Origin of the sequence: Nocardia abscessus NBRC 100374, assembly GCF_000308455.1 — a bacterium.
Classification (GTDB): Bacteria; Actinomycetota; Actinomycetes; order Mycobacteriales; family Mycobacteriaceae; genus Nocardia; species Nocardia abscessus.
In genome coordinates, this window is sequence record NZ_BAFP01000019.1 from 1 (window position 1) to 21,966 (window position 21,966).

The window sequence follows — 21,966 nt, forward strand, 5'->3', positions numbered from 1 at the left end:
AGACAGGGGGCTGTTCGGGCGCTGTGCGTCGACCACTGGTAGGGCCGTGTCAAGTCAGCTGGATGATGTCGGCTGGATCATCGTGCGACCGGTGGGATCCGTTGCGAGCGTGGTGCGGCGCGCTGGGCCCGAGGGTGGCTGGGCGCCTCGGTCGTGTGGAGGGCTCGGGTGGGAAGTCTCACGTTCGGCAGTCGGCGAGGGCCGAGGTGGTTCGCATGAACCGCTCCCGCTGTCGGTGGGCCAATCCAGGGCTGCGGCTCGGGGCGGTGGGCAGCTGTTGCCGTGTACGGCGAACGGCGTGCCGTCGAATGGGTTCCCTCGAATTCCATAGGTGCTTCGATGAATTCGTCACGGTATCCCGACCGGAATGGCGGAGCGAAGCGGCCGACCAGTATGGCGGGCGGTAGCGAACTACCAGCAGATCTGATTACCGACCGACGAGCATGTTTTCGGATGCGAGTCTGTTTGTAGTCTGGTGTGCGCAAACAGGTCTCGCGATGGCCTGTTCTGGTCACGCGCAAACACCGGATGAGCTACAAACGAAACATACTGGCATACTTCGCGCATACGCGGGAAAATCAACTGTGTCGGGTTCTCCATCTGCCGAAAGTTGCTGAGATGTACGAATACAACGCGTTGCCACCGACCGATACGCGGGCTCGTACGAACCAGGGGGTGCGCGATGACTGAGCTGATCGACTTCTCCGCCGCGCTCATCGAGCCGCAAGCGATCAAGGACGCCGGATACGCGGGCGTCATAGGCTACTTCAGCGATTCCCGTCCGGGCACGAATTTCGGTGCGAAGCCGCTGCGGCGGGATTACTGCGACAGATTGCGCGCCATCGGACTGGAAATAGTGACCAATTACCAGTACGGCAAGGGCGAGACGTCGGACTGGAAAGGCGGTTACGACGCGGGTGTGCATCATGCGCGGATCGCGCTCGATTACCACTTCGCGGCCGGTGGCCCCGGCTTCCGTCCGCTGTATGCCCCCGTTGACGCGAATCCGTCGCTGAACGAGTGGAATTCGCTGATCGCACCGTTTCTGCGGGGCTGGGCATCGGTCGTCGGGTTGGAATGGACCGGCATGTACGGCAATGCCCGATGCATCGAGTGGGCGCTCGAGGACGGCGTCGCCACCTGGTTCTGGCAACACAACTGGTCCGGCGATGCCTCGATCAACGGCGACCATCCGGCCGCGCACCTCCATCAGATCCGCATCGACCGCGATTGGGTCGCCGGCGTCGTGGTGGATGTCAACAAAGTTCTCGCCGACGACTACGGCCAGTGGTCGAAGGCCGTCCCGAATCAAGGGGGAACGATGCAGAAGCCGGACTACGTCGAATTGGACCGAATGGGCAACTCCGCGTCCAGCCGTCACGGGGCGCGCATCGAGAACTTCCTGCTGCACACCCAGGAAGGCAACGGAACGGCCGAGAGCCTGGCCAACTATCTGAACAATCCGGCGAATGGGGTGAGCTACCACTACACGGTGCGCGATCGTGTGGTGGTCGACGTGGTCGACACCGATCTGGCCAGCTGGTCGGTGCTGGACGCGAACCCGTTCACGATCAATCTCTGCTTCGCGGGCAGCCGCGTGGCGTGGAGCCGGAACGACTGGCTGCGCATCCGCGACGACATTCGGATCGCGGCCTGGCTCGCGGTGCAGGACGCGCGCAAATATGGGTTCGACACGCATGTCATCGCGCCGCCTTACCAGCGGCGCCAGGGCATCTCCGACCACAAGTACGTCACCGAGTGTCTCGGCATCGGCACGCACACCGACGTCGGGCCGAATTTCCCCTGGGACGTGTTCGCCGACGACGTGCGCGGCTTCGCCACCGGCGAGCCGGGCGGGTCGGAGCCGAACGCCATCAATGATTGCGCGGCCGCGAATCCGTGGCTCGGCGTCCGGATCACGGAGGGCGAGATCACGACGCCCGACGGCGCGGGCCGCTTCGCCCAATTCGAACACGGATACATCTATTGGCATCCGGACACCGGTGCGCACGCCATCCCGGAGACGCTGTGGGGAAAATTCGAGGAATTGGGCTGGGAGGCCGGTCCGCTCGGCTACCCGATCACCGATCGCGCCGTCCTGTCCGAGAACGGCCAGGTGGCGGGTGAGGCGCAAGGCTTCCAGGGCGGCGCGCTCTACCGGCGGCAATCGAGCGCCAGCGTGTACTGGGTGCACGGCGCGATCCGCGACCGCTGGAACCGCTCGGGTTACGAGACCGGGCCGCTGGGCTGGCCGATGAGCGACGAGATCCCCTGGGACACCGGCGCCTACCAAGATTTCGAGCACGGCCGGATCTATTGGACACCCAGCCAGACTTTGGCCACGGTCGCGGTCGGCGGAGTCGATACACCGCTGCGCGACGTTGCGAGCTGACCGCGATAGAAAAGAGAAGTAAGGGTCGACCGCGACGAGCGGCGACCCTTACCGGAACCGAGGCGACTACTGATTTCGTACGAACTGGTATGGCCTGAAGACTCGGAGAGGCGGGCTAGTCGGGAACGTTGGCGCTGTGGCCGAGCTCGCGCAGCGCCTGCTTGATCTTGGCCTGGGCCTCGTTCAGGGACTCGGGGCTCGGATTCGGGTCGGCGCCGGAGATGTCGAAGTCGCCGAGCGAGAAGGCCGGGAACACGTGCACGTGCAGGTGCGGCACTTCCAGTCCGGCGATCAGCAGACCGGCCCGCGGGGCGTCCCAGGCCGCGCGCACGGCCTGGCCGATCTTCTGGGCGACGGCGGTCAACCTGGCGAAGGTGTCGCCGTCGACGTCCTGCCAGTGGTCGATCTCCTTGCGAGGCACCACGAGCGTGTGACCGGGTGTGACCGGGGCGATGGTGAGGAACCCGACGAACTCGTCGTCCTCCCAGACGAAACGGCCCGGAAGCTGACCGGCGATGATCGCGCTGAAGACAGAAGCCATGTTCCGCAGCGTAGACCGGCCGGTGCGCCGAGGCGCCGGACCGGCCCGCGCTACACCGCGACGAAGTGCGACAGAATGCCCTGCACCTCGTAGATGTCCACCTGCCGGTTGAACCGCTTCAACAGGGGCTCGGTGGTGCCCGCGATCCAGATGGCCAGCTCGGCGTCCAGATCGAAGGTGCCCGCGGTCTCCACCGAGAAATGGGTGATCGCGCGATAGGGAACGCTGTGGTAGCTCACCTTGCGGCCGGTGACGCCCTGTTTGTCGATCAGGATCAGGCGGCGGTTGGTGAACAGCATCGCGTCGCGGACCAGCAAGTACGCTGCGTAGACCTGTTCGCCGTTGCCCAGGAGCTTGGCGTACTCCTGTTGCGCCTGGCCCGGCTCGATCCGGCCGGCGTTGCCCATCAGTCCGTCGATCAGACCCATTTGTCAGCACTTCCTTCGGTGCTCCGGTGGCAGGAGCGCTCACGCCCCCGCGCATGCCGGAAAGGACACAGTGGTCGGGTGTGGGCCCGATGCGCCCACACCCGTTGTCTCCATTCATCATCCCCTTCCCGCGCACCGGCAGCGGCGAAGACGGACAACGGCTCGTTTAGGCTGTCTGCCGTGCGTGTACTCGTCATCGGTTCCGGAGCCCGTGAACATGCCCTCGTCCTGGCGCTGCGCCGGGACCCCGCGGTGACCGCGCTCTTCGCCGCTCCCGGCAATGCCGGGATCGCCCAGCACGCGCAGGTGCACCCGGTCGACCCGTGCGCCGCCGAGGACGTGGTCGCGCTGGCCACCGAGGTGGACGCCGACCTGGTGGTGATCGGCCCCGAAGTCCCGCTGGTGCTCGGCGTCGCCGACGCGGTGCGCGTGGCGGGCATCGCCTGTTTCGGCCCGTCGGCCGCCGCCGCCCGGATCGAGGGCTCCAAGGCCTTCGCCAAGGACGTGATGGCCGCCGCGGGTGTGCGCACCGCGCACAGCGAGGTCGTGGACAACCCCGCCGAGCTGGACGACGCGCTCGACCGGTTCGGCCCCACCTGGGTGGTGAAGGACGACGGGCTCGCCGCGGGCAAGGGTGTGGTGGTGACCGCCGACCGCTCCGCCGCGCGCGACCACGGCGCCGAACTGCTCGAGCAGGGCCACCCGGTGCTGCTGGAATCGTTCCTGGACGGCCCCGAAGTGTCGCTGTTCTGCCTGGTGGACGGCGAGACGGTGGTTCCGCTGTTGCCCGCGCAGGACCACAAGCGCGTCGGTGACGGCGACACCGGACCCAACACCGGCGGCATGGGCGCCTACACCCCGCTGCCCTGGCTGCCCGAATCGACCGTCACCGCGATCGTCGAGGATGTGGTGAAACCCGTTGCCGCCGAATTGGTGCGGCGCGGCAGCGGATTCTCGGGCCTGCTCTACGCCGGGCTGGCGATCGGCGCGGCCGGTCCCGCCGTGGTCGAATTCAATTGCCGTTTCGGCGATCCCGAGACGCAGGCGGTGCTCGCGCTGCTGGACAGCCCGATCGGCGAGCTGCTGCACGCCACGGCCACCGGCACGCTGGCCCAGGTCGCCCCGCCGCGCTGGCGCGACGGCTCGGCGATCACCGTGGTGCTCGCCGCGGAGAACTACCCGGGCCGCCCGCGGCTCGGCGACGCCATCTCGGGCGCGGGCGAGGGAGCGTTGGACGAGCACGCGACGGTCCTGCACGCCGGCACCGCGCAGCGCGAAGACGGCGCCCTGGTCTCCGCGGGCGGACGGGTGCTGAACGTGGTCGGCGTCGGCGCCGACCTCGTCGAGGCGCGTACGCGCGCCTACGACCGCATCGCCGCGATCAAACTGCCGGGCAGCCACTACCGCACGGACATCGGCTTGGCCGCCGTCGAGGACCGCATCGAGGTCTGAGCGCCGGGACGGGCCGCCCAGCGGCTGAGCGCGCCCGTCGATGCGATCCTCGGCAGTACGCCGCACGGGGTTCCCGCAGCTCCGGGAACCCGCCGCGTGCGTTCCGGCTCAGCCGAAAGTGAGTCCGCGCAGCGCCAGCCACTGCTGCGGGTCCACGTGCTGTCCGCCGACGATCACCTCGAAGTGCAGGTGCGGGCCGGTCGAGTCGCCGCGGTTGCCCATGCGGGCGATCTGCATTCCCGCGGGCACCCGCTCGCCGACCGAGACGAAGAAGTCGTACATGTGCCCGTAGACGGTGATGCTGCCGTCGTCGTGGCGGATCCGTACCCACAGCCCGAAGCCTTGCGCCGGTCCCGCGTCGATGACCGTGCCGTTGGCGACCGCGTAGATCGGGGTGCCGAGCGGACCCGCGATATCGATGCCGTTGTGGAACGTGCCCCAGCGGGACCCGAAGCCCGAGGTGAAGATGCCGCGGGCGGGCAGGGCGAAGCCGGTGGTGCCCGGGATGGTCCCCGGCTGCACCGGAGCGGTTCCGGTCATCCACGGCTGACGCTCGCCCGCGACGGCGGCGGCAGCCTCGGCCTTGGCGCGGTCCAGCGTCGCGCGCGCGGCAGCCGCGACCACCGCTTGCTCGCGCAGCCGTTCACCGTTGGCGATCGCGTTCAGCAACCGGGTCACCGAGGGCGGGGTGTTCTGCATCTGGAGCGGATACGCGACGGCGACGCGCTGTGCGCGATCCGGAGCCGGAGTGCGATCGGTGACCGTTCCGGCGAAGGACGTGTCGCCCGCGGCGAACACCGCGGCCGCGGTGAGCCCGGCCAAGAGCACCTTGTGCTTGCGCGCCAGCGCGAGCAACTCGTCGCCGGTGGGTTTTCGCCGCCACAGGTCGCGGGCGTCCGGCCTGCGCCCCCACCAGGCCCGCAGGTCGCGGCGGCGTGCCCACAGGGCGCGCGGATCGATCCTGCCGCCGCGCCCGAACAGCTGCTTGCGCGCCCGTCGCGGCAAGCGCGCGCGCCAATCGCGCGGAATGACGCCGATGCCGCCAACTCCGCGCACTCGGTCGAGCCCGTCTCGTCGAGACCTATCGAGCATCAGGCCGACCATAACCGCGACTGTGCGGTTGCGCGTGCTCTACCGTCTGTCGAGTGTCCAGAGAATCCCGCCGGTCGACCATTCCACCTTTCTACGTGATGGATGTCTGGAAAGCCGCCGCGGAACGCGCCCGGACCCACGGTGATGTGCTCGTTCTCGCTGCGGGGCAGCCGTCGACGCCCGCGCCCGCGCCGGTCCTGCGCGCGACCCGGCTGGCCATCGAGTCCGAATTGCTCGGTTACACGGAGACTTTCGGCATCCTGGCGATCCGGGAAGCGATCGCCGAACACCATCGGGAAACCTACGGTTACCACGTCGCGCCGGACGACGTGGTGGTGACGACCGGCTCGTCCGGCGCGTTCTCGCTGATCTTCCTCGCCGCGTTCGACCCGGGCGACACCGTGGTGGTCGCGCGCCCCGGTTATCCGGCCTATCGCAACACGCTCGCCGCGCTCGGCTGCCGGGTGCGCGAGCTGGACTGCGGCGCCGCGACCAGGTTCCAGCCCACCGTCGCGATGCTCGACGCACTCCCCGAGCCGCCCGCCGGTCTGGTCGTGGCCAGCCCGGCCAACCCCACCGGCACCATGATCGCCCCGGACGAGCTCGCCGCCGTGGCCCGCTGGTGCGAGGAGCACGGCACCCTGCTGATCTCCGACGAGATCTACCACGGCATCACCTACGACAGCGCGGGCGCCGACAGCGCGACCTCCTCGGCGTGGGAGACCTCGCGGGAATCCGTCGTGATCGGCTCGGTCTCCAAGTACTTCTCCATGACGGGCTGGCGGCTGGGTTGGATGCTGGTGCCGACGGGGCTGCGGCCTGCCCTGCAGCGATTGGCCTCGAACCTGACGGTGTGCCCACCCGCCATTTCGCAGTACGCCGCGCTGCACGCTTTCGGGGCGGAGGCCAAGGAAGAACTCGACGGGCACGTGCGGCGGTACGCGGTGAACCGGCGGTTGCTGCTCGATGGACTGCCGAAGCTGGGCATCAGCGACCTCGCCCCGGCCGACGGCGCCTTCTACGCCTATGCCGACATCGGTCACCTCACCGACGACTCCCGGGCCTGGTGCGCCGACGTGCTCAACCACACGGGCGTCGCGCTCGCGCCGGGGGTGGATTTCGACACCGTCAACGGACACCGGACGGTTCGTTTCTCCTTCGCCGGAGCCACCGCCGACATCGAGGCGGCGCTGCTGCGTCTAGGGCACTATCTAGGTGTATGAAAGCCCTGCCGGGCAAGAACTTTCCGCAGTTCGGCACCCTGGCCGCGCGGATGCGGTAAAACAACGATGGTTGCTTTTCCTCGCTGATTTCCCCTGGAAGAACTGATGACGACTGGCACGATGGCACGGTGATCACCGCGACGACCCCGAAAGGCGAACGGCGTCGCCAGGCTTTGATAGCCGCCGCTGCCGAACTCCTGCTCGAAGGCGGGTTCGAGGCGGTGCGGCATCGTTCGGTTGCGACGCGCGCTGATCTGCCCCTGGCGTCGACCACCTACTACTTCGAATCCCTCGACGACCTGATCGCGCGGGCGGTCGAGTTCAGCGGCAACGCCGAGCTGGACGCGATGCGCAGGCGGGTCGGCGAGGTGAGCCACCGTCGCCGCGGCGCGGAGGCGACCGTCGACCTGGTACTCGACCTGCTGGTGGGGGCCGACGGCGCCGACGAAGGCGCACGCGGGCAGCTGATCGCCCGCTACGAGCGTTCGGTCGCCTCGGCGCGGCACCCGGAATTGCGCGAAGTGCAGTTACGGCTGCGCGCCCAGCTGGACGAACTGCTCGCCGACGTGCTGCGCCGGTCGGACCGGATGGTGCGGCCCGAACAACTGCGCAGGCTGGTCGCCGTGGTGGACGGAGCGGTGGTCGCCGCGCTCACCGAGATGGACCCCGAACCGCGGCGGATGGCCCGGGGTGCCCTGCTCGAGGTGATCGACATCGTCGCGCCGCCCGCACGGGGATCGGCCCCCGAGACGGCGGCCTACGTGACCACGGACGGCCCCGTGCGCGCCACACCTGCGCAAGTGGACCGCTACCGGGCACTAGACTGACCCGACGTGAGTCTTGTCCCCAATGTCCTCGCCACCCGTTACGCCAGCCCGGAGCTGGTGCACCTGTGGTCGCCGGAGCACAAGGTCGTGCTCGAGCGGCGACTGTGGCTGGAGGTGTTGCGGGCGCAGGCGGAGCTGGGCGTAGCGGTGCCGGACGGGGTGGTCGCGGACTACGAGCGGGTGCTCGACGAGGTCGACCTCGCCTCGATCGCCGAACGCGAGCGGGTCACCCGGCACGACGTGAAGGCGCGGATCGAGGAATTCAACGCGCTGGCCGGGCACGAGCACGTGCACAAGGGCATGACCAGCCGCGACCTCACCGAGAACGTGGAGCAGCTGCAGATCCGGCTCTCGCTCGAGCACGTGCACGCGCACGGCGTCGCGATCGCCGCGCGGCTGGCCGAGCGCGCCGCCGAGTACCAGGCACTCGTGATGGCGGGCCGCTCGCACAACGTCGCGGCGCAGGCCACCACGCTCGGCAAGCGGTTCGCCTCCGCGGCCGACGAACTGCTGATCGCGCTGTCCCGGCTGCGTGAACTCATCGACCGTTATCCGCTGCGCGGGATCAAGGGCCCGATGGGCACCGCGCAGGACATGCTCGACCTGCTCGGCGGCGACCCGGCCAAGCTCGCCCGGCTGGAGCAGCAGGTGGCCAGGCATCTGGGCTTCGCGACCGTGCTCACCAGCGTCGGCCAGGTCTATCCGCGATCGCTGGACCACGACGTGCTCTCCGCTCTGGTGCAGGTGGGCGCGGGCCCGTCCTCGTTCGCGCACACCATCCGGCTGATGGCCGGGCACGAGCTGGTCACCGAGGGCTTCCAGCCCGGGCAGGTGGGCAGCTCGGCGATGCCGCACAAGATGAACACCCGCTCCTGCGAACGGGTCAACGGCTTGCAGGTGGTGCTGCGCGGTTACGCCTCGATGGCGGCCGAGCTGGCGGGCGCCCAGTGGAACGAGGGCGACGTGTTCTGCTCGGTGGTCCGCCGCGTCGCGCTGCCGGACGCGTTCTTCGCCCTCGACGGGATGATGGAGACCTTCCTCACCGTCCTGGCCGAGTTCGGCGCCTACCCGGCCGTCATCGCCCGCGAACTGGACCGGTACCTGCCCTTCCTCGCCACCACCCGCATCCTCATGGCGGCCGTGCGCGCCGGCGTCGGACGGGAGACCGCGCACGAGGTCATCAAGGAGCACGCCGTCGCGGTCGCGCTGGCCATGCGCGAGCAGGGCCGCGAACCCGACCTGTTGGACCGTCTCGCCACCGACGCGCGCCTCCCGCTCGATCGCGCCGCCCTCGACGCGGCGCTGGCCGACAAGTCCGCCTTCGTCGGCGCCGCCGAAGCCCAGGTCGCCGACGTCATCGGCCAGGTGCAGAAACTCGTCGACCGCCACCCGGAGGCGGCGCGGTATTCGCCGTCGCCGATCTTGTAGCGGAACTGAGGCTTCTGCGGCGAAGCGGCTCGTCATTCCGCGAAACCGTGCGTTCAACGGCCACAGCGCATACTCAGCGACGTCCACAGACAACGACACGGTCGCCGCAACCTCTCCAACCGAGAGTGCTGCGACGACCGTGTGAATCCGAGGGATCGCGGGTGGGGGCTCTTTTTGCGTTTCCGGGATCTTTACCGGGTCAGAACACGCCCAGCTTCGTGCACATCCAGGTCAGCGCTTCCTCGCGATCGGTTCCCGGAATGGTCCGAGTCGCGTACTTCGGCTTGCTGACCCAGCGCCGCGCACCCCAACCGGACACAGGCCGGACAGTCCACCAGCCGACCTCGCGATGCAGCGTGTATCCGCCACCCGTGTCGTCTGGGTGCAACTGCCGTCGCGGGCGGGGGCGAGACAATGCCCTCGCGACACCGATCACCCGATCTCGTACAGTGACCGGACCGTCGTACTCGGCGTAACGTCGCCCATTCGGCAAACCCATGTCATCCCTCTATCCGCAGTCCACCGCGCTGACAACACGCTCTTGGGAGGTGGTCTCGATCGGACCATACGGCCTGCCCTGGATCGTACCGCTCACCGAGGAGTACATCCGCCAGAGTCCGGGGACGCATGGCGCGGTAGCGGTGTAGGTCTGGCGTGACCACGGCACCAGACTGGTCTTCACATGCTGGCCGACGAACTCCCACGAGCCAGAGGAGTTCCGTCGTTGCAGGCTCAGGTAGTAGTTGTGCGTCAGCGCCGGGTCCCCACCATCGGTAGGCCGATCGCACTGTGCCCACCCATCGGCGTGTACCTCGGGCCGTACGATCGTCGGCTTGGAGAAGCTGAATCCGTTGTCGCAGAGGGTCTTCTTCGCCTGTGTGACCGATGGTCCGCCGGGACTGGCATTGACGACGTTGCCACCTGTGAGGGCGAACGCGCCCGCAGCGCTGAGGACAACTACGAGTCTAAATATGCTGTTGTGCACTAGATTCCCCTTTTTTGCCTGAGCGTCTGCTCCGCTCAGTACTCCCGTGATGTGTCCGGCTTCATGCGTCCGGCGCTGATCAGCGTTTGGCGCGCCGCTTCCTTGCGTGGGCACTCCGTGGCGCGGCAGCCGCGGTGCTGCTGCATGGTCGCGTGGGCTTCTTCGGCGCTGAAGGGCCACACGGGGGCTGCATGAGGCCAGCCCGTCGGCCCCCGTTGGCTGGCTCTCCACTCGGCTTGGACGCGATCGACGATGTCTTGGACGTTCCCCTGCTCCGATGGATCGACGTCGTCTTGCCACCAATTGAAACCCATTGCCGTATTAGTCCTCATGTCATTTATGGGTTGGGAGTCACCGGAGCCGGAGGAGCCGGCACCCCGGCTCCGGGACGATTCTGGGGCCTCCGCCCATTCACGGAGGGCTGCGAAGTATTCCGCCGACATTCCGGCGGGCAGCCGCGATGGTGTGACACTCGCCGCCGGGGGCTCTGTGAATTGATGAGGGCTCCGGCACCGCCCCGACGGCGAGTGCTCGGATTCGACGTTAGGGAGCGACATCCGCCAGGTCTACGAACTTGCGCAAACTTGCGCGCATTCGACCAACAGGGTGCATGTCGCGCAAGCGTGGCGGATCATGAGTTATGTCGGTGCAAGCATGCACAAACATGTAGGGAGGGACTTGATCATGAACTTACGATTTCTCGGCAAAGGTGGCTCCGATAAGACAGGGTGCCCATCCTTGTACGCGACTGCCCAAGGAAGTTACCTCGTCCAGGGATGGCGGACCGGGGAGCCTGAGATAGTGGAGATTCCGCACCTGTTGACCGGCTTCGCTGAGCCGGACACGTTCATCGGCGCGACGATGATCGACACAGGCAGGGGGACGTTCAGGTTGACTGGTCGCCCCATCACCGACCATGAAACTCTGAGTCAGCTGGTGCTGGAGGACAACGAAACAGCCATCGAAGTGCCGAAGGCTGAAAGGAACTACTACGGTGGAACTTCGCTCGGATGATCGTTGGCTGGAGCTATTCGAGGGCGCCCAGCGTTCAGCGTTTCACCTGGAAGTCCGGGATTCCTACGCCGAGCCGGAGGAGTCTGCACCGCTGCGGCGGTTCCTCGCAGGCGAACCGGAGCCGCCAGACGGCTACGACAAGAACGACTGGATCGAACTGATTGCAGCACTCGCCGATCGCGGGGTCACGATGAGCCGCATCCGGGTGGTAACCGAACCCCTTTCCGGCTATCAACGGTGGTTGCTGTCCGTGGCTGGAAGTAGCGTGCGTGCCGGCGAGGACATTCGTTATGTTCTCAGGCATCTCGCGGGAGAGGTGCCTCCCGATGACTGGTGGTTGGTCGATGACGAGCTGGTGGCGTTCAACCTCGTCGACGCCATCGGCCAGCCGGCCGGCGCGGCAGTGACCAACGATCCCGGCGTCGCGGCATATTGCCGGCTCGTCAGGCAAAGGCTCTGGGATCTGGCCATCCCGTATACCGAGTTCGCCGCTTCGGTCAGCATCCAGCGGTGACTGATTCTGTTCAAGACGCGAGGGAAGCTCTCGGCCAGAGGCTTCGGGAAATCCGGCGTGATGCCGGTATCAGCGGCCGAGAGCTTGCCTCCCGCGAGGGCTGGCACGAGTCGAAGGTTTCCCGCATCGAGCACGGGAGGAACACGCCTTCGAGCGACGATATCCGTGCCTACTGCAACCACTGTCGGGCGCACGAACAGCTGCCCGACCTGCTTGCCACGCTGCACAATATCGACGCCGCATATCTCGAGTACCGTCGTCTACTCAGCGCAGGGGTCAAGCGCGGACAGCAGTTGTATGCCAAGCTCGAAGCGGAAGCGAAGCTGATTCGCACTTACGATCCGCAGATCATTCCCGGCCTGCTGCAAACCGCCGAGTACGCCGAGGCCAAGCTGCGCAGTGTCATCGAGTTCTACCACCTGCCCAACGACCTCGACGCAGGCGTGTCTAAACGTATCGAGCGGCAACAAGTCCTGTACCGCAGGGATCACCGATTCCACTTCGTCATCAGCGAGCGGTCCCTCTACACAACCGTTGGCGATGACGATGTGATGCGCGGCCAACTCGATCGATTGCACTCGATTATCGGCATGCCGCGAGTCACGTTCGGGATCGTGCCGCTGACAGCCGAGGCCAAGGTTGTCCTGGAGAATTTCACCATGTTCGACAACCGGATGGTCAAAGTCGAAGGGCACACGGCCGAGCTGACCATCGCTCAGCCACGGGAAGTCGCACTGTATGGGCGCGCATTCGACGTCTTGTCCCATCAGTCCGTGACCGGCAAGCAGGCGCGCTATCTGATCACTTCAGCCCTTGAACGACGCACCGGAGCTGCCCGACCGGGCCGAGCATGAAAGAGCATCCGCGGCAGCGGGCGGTGGCGAAGCCGCACGCCTTGGCCTCGACCGGTGTCGATGCGACTGCCGCTGGCCCGGCACCTGTGAGGACGACAAACACGCGCGGCGCCGCGCTGGGGAGCGCATAGGCTGCGGCTTATGAATCCCTACACGATTTTCGCCGATATCGTTGCTGGGCGGGCCCCGTCGAGCAAGGTCTACGAGGACGACGATGTCGTGGCGTTCATGGACACCAGGCCGATGACGCCGGGGCATCTGCTGGTGGTGCCGAAGGTGGCGGCGCGCAGTCTCGCCGAGCTGGATCCCGTCATCGGGGGGAAATTGTTCCAGGTGGGGCAGCGGCTGGCGGCGGCGCTGCGGACCAGTGAGGTGGGGTGTGACGGGGTCAATTTCTTTCTGGCGGACGGGGTGACGGCCGGGCAGGAGGTCTTCCACGTGCATCTGCACGTCATCCCGCGTACTCCGGGCGATGGGTTCGGGCTGCGCGGCCGTCCGACCAGTCCGCGGCGGGAGGATCTGGACTATCTCGCCGGATCAATCCGGGGTGCGCTGAAGGATTGAGCCCGTATCGCTGCGTTCCACACCGTATTCGCACGGGCAAGTGGCAGGTCTGCCAGCCGCGGCGCACCGCAACTTGCGAATAGCGGCGGCGAACCGCCGGGCCGGGGACCCGGGAAGCCGAGCACCCGGCCCGGGGACGATCGACATGTCCTGGGCACGCCTGAGCGCGGCGACGAAACCGCGCCGATCCGGGCCACGCGCATGTCGTCACCCACGGAGACGGCGGTGACGGTGCAGGAGATCGCCGAGCGGCGACTACCTAGTCGCGCACCAATTCGGCCGCCGTCCAGTTCGGGTAGTCGCTGTAACCCTCGGCGGTGCGGCCGTACAGCAGCTCTTCGCGGAGGGGAGCCAGCGGCAGGTCGTAGCGGATGCGGTGTACGAGATCGGGATTGGCGATGAACGACCGGCCGAACGAGACCAGGTCGGCCAGCCCCGCCTGCAGCACCTGTTCCGCGCCCGCCGCCGTGGTCGGCGCGCGATTCTCGCCGATGTTCGCGATCAGCGTGCCGTGCCAGCGCGGCCGCAGGTCGTGCAGCGCCCGGTAGTGGTCGTTGTCGGTGAGGTGCAGGTAGGCCAGGCCGCGCCGGTCGAGTTCGGTGACGAGTGCGCGGTAGAGCGGGGCTGGATCGGCCTCGGACATGTTGAACTGCGGGTTGCCCGGCGAGAGCCGGATGGCGGTGCGGTGGGCGCCGATCGCCTCGGTCACCGCGTCCACCACCGCCAGGGGCAGCCGCATGCGGTTGACGATCGAACCGCCGTACTCGTCGTCGCGCAGGTTGGTGTTGTCGGCGAGGAACTGGTGCGGGAGATAGCTGTTGGCGGCGTGGATCTCGACTCCGGCGAAGCCGGCGGCCACGGCATTGCGCGCGGCGGCGGCGTAATGGCGCACGGCGGCGGCGATATCGGCGTGGTCGAGCGCGGCGGGCGTGATCGGATCGGCCTTGCCGCCCGCGATGAGATGCACCCGGTCCTCGTCGACTACCGCCGACGGTCCGGCGGGCCAGGACCCATCGATCCGCGCGAGCGGGTGGCCCTTGCGTCCGCCGTGCATGAGCTGCGCGAAGATCCGTCCGCCCCGCGCGTGCACGGCCTCGGTGACCCGGCGCCAGGCCTCGACGTGCGCGGACGTCTGCAATCCGGGCACCCACGCTTCGCTCTGTCCGGTCGAATGCGGCCAGATGCCCTCGGTGACGATGAGCCCGGCCGTCGCGCGCTGGGCGTAGTAGTCGGCGACATCGCTGGTCGGCGAGCCGTCGGGCAGCGAGCGCAACCGGGTCATCGGCGACATGACGATCCGGTTGGGCAGGTCGAGCGGGTGGTTGCGGTATTCGGTCAACAGCAGCATGGCTGTACCGTAAAACCTGACATCGATGTTAGGTCAAGGAGCGAGTGTGCGGATCGGTGAACTGGCCGAGCGAACCGGCGTGAGCGTCCGGTCGCTGCGGTACTACGAGGCAAGGGGTCTGCTGGCCGCGCAGCGGACCTCCGGCGGCCAGCGGGAGTACCCGGAGGCGGCGGTTGACCGGGTCAGGCGCATCCAGGAGATGTTCGCGGCGGGCCTGCACAGCGACACGATCGGCGAACTGCTGCCGTGCATCCACGACGTCGACGGCACCCCCAACGCCCGCGCAACGCCGTTCCTGGTGGAAAAGCTCACCGAGGAGCGCGCCAGGATCGATCAGGCGATGCGCGATCTGCGCCGGACCAGTGACGTGCTCGACGGCATCATCCGAGCTGCGGGCGGCGCGGCCACCGAACAGTAGGGTGTACGCCATGGCTCTCGACAGCTCAACGATCTCCGAACCCGGTAGCGGCGCGGTGGCGCCGCCGGTCGCCAAGACGGTGCCCAGCGAGCGGATACACCACGGCGACGTCTTCGTCGACGAGTACGAGTGGCTGCGGGAGAAGGAGAATCCCGACGTCATCGCCTACCTGGAGGCGGAGAACGCCTACACCGAGGCGCAGACCGAGCACCTCGGCACGTTGCGCGAGACGATCTTCGACGAGATCAAGGCGCGCACCCAGGAGACCGACCTCTCGGTACCCACCCGCCTCGGCGACTACTGGTACTACTCGCGCAGCTTCGAGGGCAAGCAGTACGGCGTGCACTGCCGGTGCCCGATCGCCGCGGGCATCGACGCCTGGACCCCGCCGCAGCTCGAGGCCGAGACCGAGGTCCCGGGCGAGGAAGTGCTGCTGGACAGCAACGAGCTGGCCGAGGGCCACGATTTCTTCGCGCTCGGCGCGTTCTCGATCAGCCATGACGGCACCCTGCTCGCCTACTCGGTGGACAACGTCGGCGACGAGCGGTACGTGCTGCGCTTCAAGGACCTGCGCACCGGGGAACTGCTCGGCGACGAGATCGCGGGCACCGCTCCTGGCGCGACCTGGTCGCTGGACGGCAGCCACGTCTTCTATCAGACCGTCGACGAGTCCTGGCGGCCCGACACGGTGTGGCGGCACCGGCTCGGCAGCACCGATCCCGACGTCAAGGTGTTCCACGAGCCGGACGAGCGCTATTGGGTGAGCATCGGCGCGACCCGCTCGGAGAAATACCTGATGATCTGGGTCGGTTCCAAGATCACCAGCGAAGGCTGGGTGCTGGAATCCGACGATCCCGAGGGCGAGTTCCGCGTCCTGCTGCCCCGCCGGGAGGGCGTCGAGTACTCCGCCGAGCACGCGGTGATCGGCGGCGCGGACCGGTTCCTGATCCTGCACAACGACGTGGTGGACGGCGTCAAGGCGGAGAACTTCGTGCTCGCCGAAGCGCCGGTCGATGATCCGTCGAACCTGACCCAGCTGATCGGGCATCGCGACGACGTGCGGCTCGAGGACATCGACGCGTTCGGCGACCACCTGGTGCTCAGCTACCGGCGCGAGGCGCTCACCCGGATCGCGGTATGGCCGCTGACCGAGTCGGGCTACGGCGAGCGATGCGAACTCGACTTCGATCTGGAACTCTTCGCGGTCGGCGTCGGCTCCAATCCGGAGTGGGCCCAGCCGACCTTGCGCATCGGGCTGACCTCGTTCATCACGCCGATGCAGGTGTTCGACTACGTCCCGGCCACCGGTGAGCTGCTGTTGCGCAAGGAACAGCCCGTGCTCGGCGGCTACGACGCGAACGATTACGAACAGCAGCGGGACTGGGCGGTCGCCGAGGACGGCACCCGGATTCCGATCTCGCTGGTGCGCAAGAAGACGACGGCCGCCGACGGGCCGAAGCCGTTGCTGCTCTACGGCTACGGCTCCTACGAGGCGAGCATCGACCCGTCCTTCTCGGTCGCCCGCCTGTCGCTGCTGGACCGCGGCATGGTCTTCGCGGTCGCGCACGTGCGCGGCGGCGGTGAGATGGGCAGGCTCTGGTACGAGCACGGCAAGACGCTCACCAAGAAGAACACCTTCACCGACTTCGTGGCCGCCGCACGGCATCTGATCGCCACCGGGGCCACCGCCGCGGACCGGATGATCGCCGACGGCGGCAGTGCGGGCGGCTTGCTGGTCGGCGCGGTGGCGAACCTCGCCCCCGAGTTGTTCGCGGGCATCCTGGCCAACGTGCCGTTCGTCGATCCGCTCACCTCGATCCTGGACCCGTCGCTCCCGCTGACCGTCATCGAGTGGGACGAGTGGGGCAACCCGCTGGCGGACAAGGACGTCTACGAGTACATGAAGTCCTACTCGCCGTATGAGAACGTCGCGGCCGAGGACTACCCGGCGATCCTGGCCATCACCAGCCTGAACGACACTCGCGTGCTCTACGTCGAGCCGGCGAAGTGGATCGCCAAGCTGCGCGCTACCGCGACCGGCGACGCGCCGCTGCTGCTGAAGACCGAGATGAGCGCGGGTCACGGCGGAGTCAGCGGACGCTACGAGAAGTGGCGGGAAGTGGCCTTCGAACACGCCTGGGTACTCGACACGGTCGGTCTCGCCGACGCGTAGCGGACCGGGATCGCTGCCGGTCGAACCGGTGGCGTGCGGATGACGGCGGCGCGCCGCGGGCGGGGCGAGGGCTCGACACAGGCGTGACGGAGTGTTCGCCACCTGGTCACGCGGCCTGCATGTCGAGGACATGTGCGGCTGGCACCGTAGGTTCATGAACGCTGAGCTGATCGTCTCCATTTCCGGGATCAAGGACACCACCCGGGACACGGCGATGGAGTTCGCCGAACAGATGGATCGGCGCGGCGTGCCGCTCTCGCTGCTGGTCGCGCCGCGGCTGAAGGGCAAGTACCGGTTGCTCGACGACCCGGCGACGCAGGCCTGGCTGCGCGGGCGGCGGGCTCGCGGCGACGCGATCGTGCTGCACGGCTACGACCAGGCTGCCACCAAGCGGCGGCGCGCCGAGTTCGCCGCGCTGCCCGGGCACGAGGCGAAGCTGCGGTTGACCGCGGCGGACCGGGTGCTGGAGCAGGTCGACCTGCGCACCCGGCTGTTCGCCGCCCCGCGCTGGGATGCCTCGGCGGGCGCGCTCGCCGTGCTGCCCGAGGTCGGGTTCCGGTTGGCGCTCGGTCTCACCTCGATCGTCGACCTGGAGCGCAATGTGGCGCAGAAGTCCAGGGTGTACGGCATCGGCGAAGGATTCCGCGCGGAGCCGTGGTGGTGCCGGGCCCTGGTCATGGGCGCCGCGCGCACGGCGCGTCGCGGCGGGGTGCTGCGGCTGGCCGTGTCCGCCGCCCAGCTGGCGCGTTCCGGCCCGAGGCAGGCCATGCTCGACGCCGTCGACTTGGCGCAGTACCACGGGGCGGCAGGCACGACCTACCGGTGGGAGCCCTTCCCTGTCGTTCGAGCCGCATGACTGACGCCGCGGCGCACGGTGTGTCGGCACCGTCGCCCGCGGCCGGTCGGGACCGCTTTCGCGCGACCGATCGGCGCCGCCGCCCGCGAATGGCGTAGCCGGGCGGCGGCGCTGTCACGACCGGGACGCGGCGATCGTCGTCTGCGGTACGGCAGGCGACGCGCTGTGTGTGAAGCCGCCCGCCTCCTCGCGCGTGAGCGAGGTGGAGAACGGTCGCTGCCGCAGCTGTCGCATGCAGCGGGCGAGATCGGCGAGCAGCAGGTCGGCCATGTCGATGGTGAAGCCGTGGCGCAGTACCGCGCGCATGACGGTCTCGTCGCCCCGGTCGGCGGGCAGCGGATACGCCGCGATCAGCCACCCTCGGGAGCGCAGCCGGTCGGAGAGGTCGTAGAGGTTCCAGCCGGGATCCCCGCTCAGCCGCCAGCACACCGCCGTGATGCCACGCTGTGGGTCACCGTCGTGGATCAACTCGAAGACTTCGAGCCCGCGCAATCCCGCGGCCAGGTGCTGCGCCACCCGATAGATCGCGGACTGCACCCTCGCATAGCCGGCGCGCCCCAACCGGATGAATTCGTAGTACTGGGTGATCGCCTGCCCGCCGGGCCGGGAGAAGTTCAGGTTGAAGGTGGCCATGCTGCCGCCGAGATAGTCGACGTCGAAGATCAACTCCTCGGGCAGGTCGGCGGCGTCGCGCCAGATCGCCCAGCCCGCGCCGAGCGGCGCCAGCCCGGTCTTGTGACCCGAGGCGTTGATCGACTTCACCCGGGGCAGGCGGAAGTCCCAGACCAGATCCGGTGCGGTGAAGGGGGCGAGGAAACCGCCGCTCGCCGCGTCGACGTGGATCGGGATGTCCCAGCCCTTCTCGCGCTGCAACGCGTCCAGCGCCGCGCTGACGCGGGCGACGTCTTCGAACAGTCCGGTGTAGGTCTGGCCGAACGTGGGGACGACCATCATGGTGTTCGCGTCGCAATGCTCCGCTAGATCGTCGGGGTGCATGGTGAGCCGGTCGCCGCGCAGCGGGATCTGCCGGATCTCCACATCGAAGTAGCGTGCGAATTTCTCCCAGCAGACCTGTACCGGACCGCAGACGAAATTGGGCGTGCCGGTGCCGCCGCCCTTGCGCCAGCGGAACTTTGCCGCGAGGCCGCCGAGCATGGCCGCCTCGCTGGACCCGATGGTCGAGGTGCCGTGCGTGGTGGCCGGGTCCGGCGCGTGCCACAGGTCGGCGACCATCCGGACGGCGCGGCGCTCCAGTTCGGCCGTCTGCGGGTACTCGTCCTTGTCGACGATGTTCTTGTCCAGGCATTCGGACATCAGCCTGCGTGCCTGATCGTCCACCCACGTGGTGCAGAAGGTGGCCAGGTTCATCCTGGACACGCCGTCGAGCATCAGCTCGTCGTGCACGATCTCGTAAGCGACCTGGGGAAACATCTCGTGCGCCGGAAAACCGCCCCGCGGCGCGGACCGGCTGAGTCCCGGCAGGGCGAACAGGTCATCGGCTCCTTCGGACATGACAACGGCCTCCCGGTTGGACTGGTGTGCGGGTGTGCCCTAGGAGAATGCCAATAGTTTGCTCAGCAGTCTCGATTCCCAGCTTGGCACACCCTTCCCGTCGCCGGACGCACTTCGCGCATACCTCGGATTCCGCGCTGCGGGCAGTGCGGGCGCGAAGACCCGACCGGCGGTGCGAACTTCGCTCGCGGCGCGGGCGATAGGGTGAGGGAATGGCGGAGGATGTACGGGTGGCGGAATTGCGCGGTGCCGTGGCGGGGCTGATGGGCCAAGCGAAAAGAGATCTGGCGCAGCTTGTTTCGTTTCGTTCGGTGGCCGATCCACGGCAGTATCCGATCGAGGAGTGCGACATGGCGGCGCAGTGGGTGGCCGACGCGTTCGTCGCCGCCGGACTTACCGCGGTCGGTCTGCACGAAACGCCGGACGGCACCAAGGCCGTCGTCGCGTCGCGGCCTGCGCCCGATGGCGCGCCGACGGTGTTGCTCTACTGTCACTACGACGTCCAGCCGCCGATGGACGAGGCGGCATGGCGCACCCCGCCCTGGGAGCTGACGGAGCGGGACGGGCGCTGGTACGGACGCGGCAGCGCGGACTGCAAGGGCAACATCGTCATGCACCTGACGGCGCTGCGGGCGCTGGGTCCGGACTTGCCGCTGGGCGTCACCGTCGTCGCGGAGGGCTCCGAGGAGCAGAGCACCGGGGGACTGGCGCAGTTCGTCGAAGCCAACCCGGACCTGTTGCGTGCGGACGCGATCGTGATCGGCGACTGCGGCAACTTCGCCGCGGGCGTGCCGACCCTCACGCAGACGTTGCGCGGCGGGGTGAACGTGCTGGTCACCGTCGAAACCCTGGCGAGCTCACTGCATTCCGGAATGTTCGGCGGCCCGGCCCCCGACGCGCTCGCCGCGCTGATCCGGCTGCTGGCCTCGCTGCGCGACGAGCGCGGCAACACCACGATCGACGGGCTGCCCAACGATCAGGTGTGGACCGGTGTGCAGTATCCGAGCGAACAGTTCCACGCCGACGCGCGCGTCCTGCGCGGCGTCGACCTCATCGGTGACGGCACCGTCGCCGACATGCTCTGGGCGCGACCGGCGCTGACGGTGCTCGGCATCGACGCGCCCCCCGTGGTCGGATCCGCCGCCGCGATCCCGCCGATCGCGCGGGCCCGCCTCAACCTGCGCATCCCGCCGGGCACCGACCCGCAGCAGGCGCATCGGGCGCTCGTCGCGCACCTGGAGGCGCACACGCCGTGGCATGCCACGCTGACCGTCGAACTGGAAGGCACCGGCGCACCCTTCCGATCCCCGACCGGCGGACCGGCGCGCGCCGCGATGGAGGCGGCCCTGGCCGCGTCCTACGGCCGCCCGGCGACCACCCAGGGACAGGGTGGCTCGATCCCGCTGTGCAACGTCTTCGCGACCACCTTCCCGGACGCGGAGATCATGTTGCTCGGGGTCGAGGAACCGAAAGCCCTCATCCACGCGCCCAACGAGAGCGTCGATCCGAAAGAGATCGAGCACATGGCGTTGGCCGAGGCGCTTTTCCTCGCGACCTATACCGGATAGCCCTACAGTTCGGCGGCGTCCTCCGGCTCGAGCACCCGGAATTCGGTTCCGGCGGGGGCCATCTCGCTGAGGCGTCCGAAATAGATGCCCTGCGCTTCGCGCTGGATGATGCCGAAATGGATCGGCAGCGCGACCCGCGGGGCGACCGCGCGCAGGTAATCGACCGCCTCGCTGATCCGCATCCAAGGAGCCGCGGCCGGGGTGGCCAGCACACCGACCCGGACCGGCGGCACCCACAGCGAGTCACCGGGATGCACCAGCTGAGCCGGGTCGTCCGGTGTGCCCAGCTGGAAGACGGTGTTGTCGATCACGGGAATCTCCGGGTGGATGACGGCGTGCCTGCCCCCGCCGCCGACGATCTGGAGACCGCCGAGGGTGAGTACGTTGCCCGCGCGCACCGCCTCCCACGGCTCACCGCGCTGCTGGGCGGTCTGTGGATCCGACAGCAACCGCGCGCCGGGATTCGCGTCGATGAGCGCCTCGATCCGGTTCGGGTCGATGTGGTCGGGATGCTGATGGGTGACCGCGATCGCGTCCAGGCCGGTGAGGCCCTCGAAGCCGTGCGAGAAGGTGCCCGGGTCGAACAGGATCTTCTTGCCGTGCAACTCGACGAGGAGGCAGGAGTGACCGAAGTGGGCTATGCGCATGCCGCCATGCTATCCACGCCCGGTGTGTTCTCCGCGACAACGCCGAGGTCTTGGCCGACCCCGCGGATGCCGCGTCCGACCAGCACAACTACGCTGCTGAGGTAACCCCACAACCACATGAGGAGCAACG

21 protein-coding genes are annotated in these 21,966 nt (G+C 68.1%); 13 read left to right on the forward strand and 8 right to left on the reverse strand.

Annotation, left to right across the window (positions count from 1 at the left end; all coding sequences use genetic code 11):
• The first annotated feature begins 682 nt into the window (after window positions 1-682).
• On the forward strand, window positions 683-2,392 hold the full coding sequence (locus ON19_RS39905) for a glycoside hydrolase domain-containing protein (protein ID WP_083899107.1): 1,710 nt from the start codon (window positions 683-685) through the stop codon (window positions 2,390-2,392).
• Between the two features lie 115 nt (window positions 2,393-2,507).
• Here the strand turns inward: ON19_RS39905 and ON19_RS03190 are convergent, their stop codons facing one another.
• Both ON19_RS03190 and ON19_RS03195 read right to left on the reverse strand, forming a co-directional pair.
• The gene (locus ON19_RS03190; RefSeq protein ID WP_043686439.1) at window positions 2,508-2,933 is read right to left on the reverse strand and encodes an HIT family protein; all 426 of its coding nucleotides are present in this window, start codon (window positions 2,931-2,933) and stop codon (window positions 2,508-2,510) included.
• Window positions 2,934-2,983: 50 nt separating this feature from the next.
• A complete protein-coding gene (locus ON19_RS03195) occupies window positions 2,984-3,361 on the reverse strand; it encodes a PH domain-containing protein (RefSeq protein ID WP_043686442.1) in 378 nt (125 codons plus the stop codon).
• A gap of 180 nt (window positions 3,362-3,541) precedes the next feature.
• Here ON19_RS03195 and purD point away from each other — a divergent pair, with 180 nt between their 5' ends.
• The gene (purD, locus tag ON19_RS03200) at window positions 3,542-4,813 is read left to right on the forward strand and encodes a phosphoribosylamine--glycine ligase (protein WP_043686446.1); all 1,272 of its coding nucleotides are present in this window, start codon (window positions 3,542-3,544) and stop codon (window positions 4,811-4,813) included.
• Between the two features lie 108 nt (window positions 4,814-4,921).
• Here purD and ON19_RS03205 read toward each other — a convergent pair whose 3' ends face one another.
• Complete coding sequence (locus ON19_RS03205) at window positions 4,922-5,905, reverse strand: M23 family metallopeptidase (protein WP_043686558.1); 984 nt, start codon at window positions 5,903-5,905, stop codon at window positions 4,922-4,924.
• A 53-nt stretch (window positions 5,906-5,958) separates the two neighbouring features.
• On the opposite strand from ON19_RS03205, the gene ON19_RS03210 reads away from it, so the two are divergent.
• The 3 genes from ON19_RS03210 to purB all read left to right on the forward strand — a co-directional run bounded on the left by ON19_RS03210 (window position 5,959) and on the right by purB (window position 9,383).
• Entirely contained in the window at window positions 5,959-7,128 is a 1,170-nt protein-coding gene (locus ON19_RS03210) for a pyridoxal phosphate-dependent aminotransferase (RefSeq protein ID WP_086006585.1), read from the forward strand.
• 128 nt (window positions 7,129-7,256) lie between these two features.
• The gene (locus ON19_RS03215) at window positions 7,257-7,955 is read left to right on the forward strand and encodes a TetR/AcrR family transcriptional regulator (RefSeq protein WP_043686453.1); all 699 of its coding nucleotides are present in this window, start codon (window positions 7,257-7,259) and stop codon (window positions 7,953-7,955) included.
• A 6-nt stretch (window positions 7,956-7,961) separates the two neighbouring features.
• Window positions 7,962-9,383, forward strand: coding sequence for an adenylosuccinate lyase (gene purB / locus ON19_RS03220; protein ID WP_043686458.1), 1,422 nt, complete (start codon window positions 7,962-7,964; stop codon window positions 9,381-9,383).
• 199 nt (window positions 9,384-9,582) lie between these two features.
• Here the strand turns inward: purB and ON19_RS41610 are convergent, their stop codons facing one another.
• Both ON19_RS41610 and ON19_RS41615 read right to left on the reverse strand, forming a co-directional pair.
• Window positions 9,583-9,882, reverse strand: coding sequence for a hypothetical protein (locus tag ON19_RS41610; RefSeq protein ID WP_157229575.1), 300 nt, complete (start codon window positions 9,880-9,882; stop codon window positions 9,583-9,585).
• Between the two features lie 9 nt (window positions 9,883-9,891).
• On the reverse strand, window positions 9,892-10,368 hold the full coding sequence (locus tag ON19_RS41615; RefSeq protein ID WP_157229576.1) for a hypothetical protein: 477 nt from the start codon (window positions 10,366-10,368) through the stop codon (window positions 9,892-9,894).
• Between the two features lie 801 nt (window positions 10,369-11,169).
• Here ON19_RS41615 and ON19_RS43550 point away from each other — a divergent pair.
• From ON19_RS43550 to ON19_RS03240, 4 genes are all read left to right on the forward strand, one after another.
• A complete protein-coding gene (locus ON19_RS43550) occupies window positions 11,170-11,382 on the forward strand; it encodes a hypothetical protein (RefSeq protein ID WP_227954589.1) in 213 nt (70 codons plus the stop codon).
• Window positions 11,363-11,896 carry a DUF6879 family protein gene (locus ON19_RS03230; protein ID WP_043686461.1) on the forward strand — a complete coding sequence of 178 codons (534 nt, stop codon included), beginning with the start codon at window positions 11,363-11,365 and terminating at the stop codon, window positions 11,894-11,896. The genes ON19_RS43550 and ON19_RS03230 overlap by 20 nt, the downstream gene beginning before the upstream one ends.
• On the forward strand, window positions 11,893-12,750 hold the full coding sequence (locus tag ON19_RS03235; RefSeq protein WP_043686465.1) for a helix-turn-helix domain-containing protein: 858 nt from the start codon (window positions 11,893-11,895) through the stop codon (window positions 12,748-12,750). Before ON19_RS03230 ends, ON19_RS03235 begins: the two co-directional genes overlap by 4 nt.
• A gap of 141 nt (window positions 12,751-12,891) precedes the next feature.
• Window positions 12,892-13,314: an HIT family protein gene (locus tag ON19_RS03240; protein WP_043686468.1), complete on the forward strand. Its 423-nt coding sequence runs from the start codon at window positions 12,892-12,894 to the stop codon at window positions 13,312-13,314.
• 259 nt (window positions 13,315-13,573) lie between these two features.
• Here ON19_RS03240 and ON19_RS03245 read toward each other — a convergent pair whose 3' ends face one another.
• Window positions 13,574-14,662, reverse strand: a complete 1,089-nt coding sequence (locus ON19_RS03245) for an alkene reductase (protein WP_043686471.1) — start codon at window positions 14,660-14,662, stop codon at window positions 13,574-13,576.
• Between the two features lie 46 nt (window positions 14,663-14,708).
• Between ON19_RS03245 and ON19_RS03250 the strand changes: the two genes are divergently transcribed.
• The 3 genes from ON19_RS03250 (at window position 14,709) to ON19_RS03260 (ending at window position 18,109) form a co-directional block, all read left to right on the forward strand.
• The gene (locus ON19_RS03250; RefSeq protein ID WP_043686475.1) at window positions 14,709-15,080 is read left to right on the forward strand and encodes a MerR family transcriptional regulator; all 372 of its coding nucleotides are present in this window, start codon (window positions 14,709-14,711) and stop codon (window positions 15,078-15,080) included.
• Window positions 15,081-15,090: 10 nt separating this feature from the next.
• Complete coding sequence (locus tag ON19_RS03255; protein ID WP_227954590.1) at window positions 15,091-17,253, forward strand: S9 family peptidase; 2,163 nt, start codon at window positions 15,091-15,093, stop codon at window positions 17,251-17,253.
• 154 nt (window positions 17,254-17,407) lie between these two features.
• Complete coding sequence (locus ON19_RS03260; protein WP_043686563.1) at window positions 17,408-18,109, forward strand: DUF2334 domain-containing protein; 702 nt, start codon at window positions 17,408-17,410, stop codon at window positions 18,107-18,109.
• A 114-nt stretch (window positions 18,110-18,223) separates the two neighbouring features.
• On the opposite strand, the gene gad is transcribed toward ON19_RS03260, so the two are convergent.
• Complete coding sequence (gene gad / locus ON19_RS03265) at window positions 18,224-19,621, reverse strand: glutamate decarboxylase (RefSeq protein WP_043686477.1); 1,398 nt, start codon at window positions 19,619-19,621, stop codon at window positions 18,224-18,226.
• Between the two features lie 212 nt (window positions 19,622-19,833).
• Here gad and ON19_RS03270 point away from each other — a divergent pair, with 212 nt between their 5' ends.
• Window positions 19,834-21,189 (forward strand): dipeptidase, encoded by a 1,356-nt coding sequence (locus ON19_RS03270; protein ID WP_043686479.1) that lies wholly within the window; start codon window positions 19,834-19,836, stop codon window positions 21,187-21,189.
• 2 nt (window positions 21,190-21,191) lie between these two features.
• Here ON19_RS03270 and ON19_RS03275 read toward each other — a convergent pair whose 3' ends face one another.
• Window positions 21,192-21,836: an MBL fold metallo-hydrolase gene (locus ON19_RS03275; protein ID WP_043686483.1), complete on the reverse strand. Its 645-nt coding sequence runs from the start codon at window positions 21,834-21,836 to the stop codon at window positions 21,192-21,194.
• Window positions 21,837-21,966: the final 130 nt, after the last annotated feature.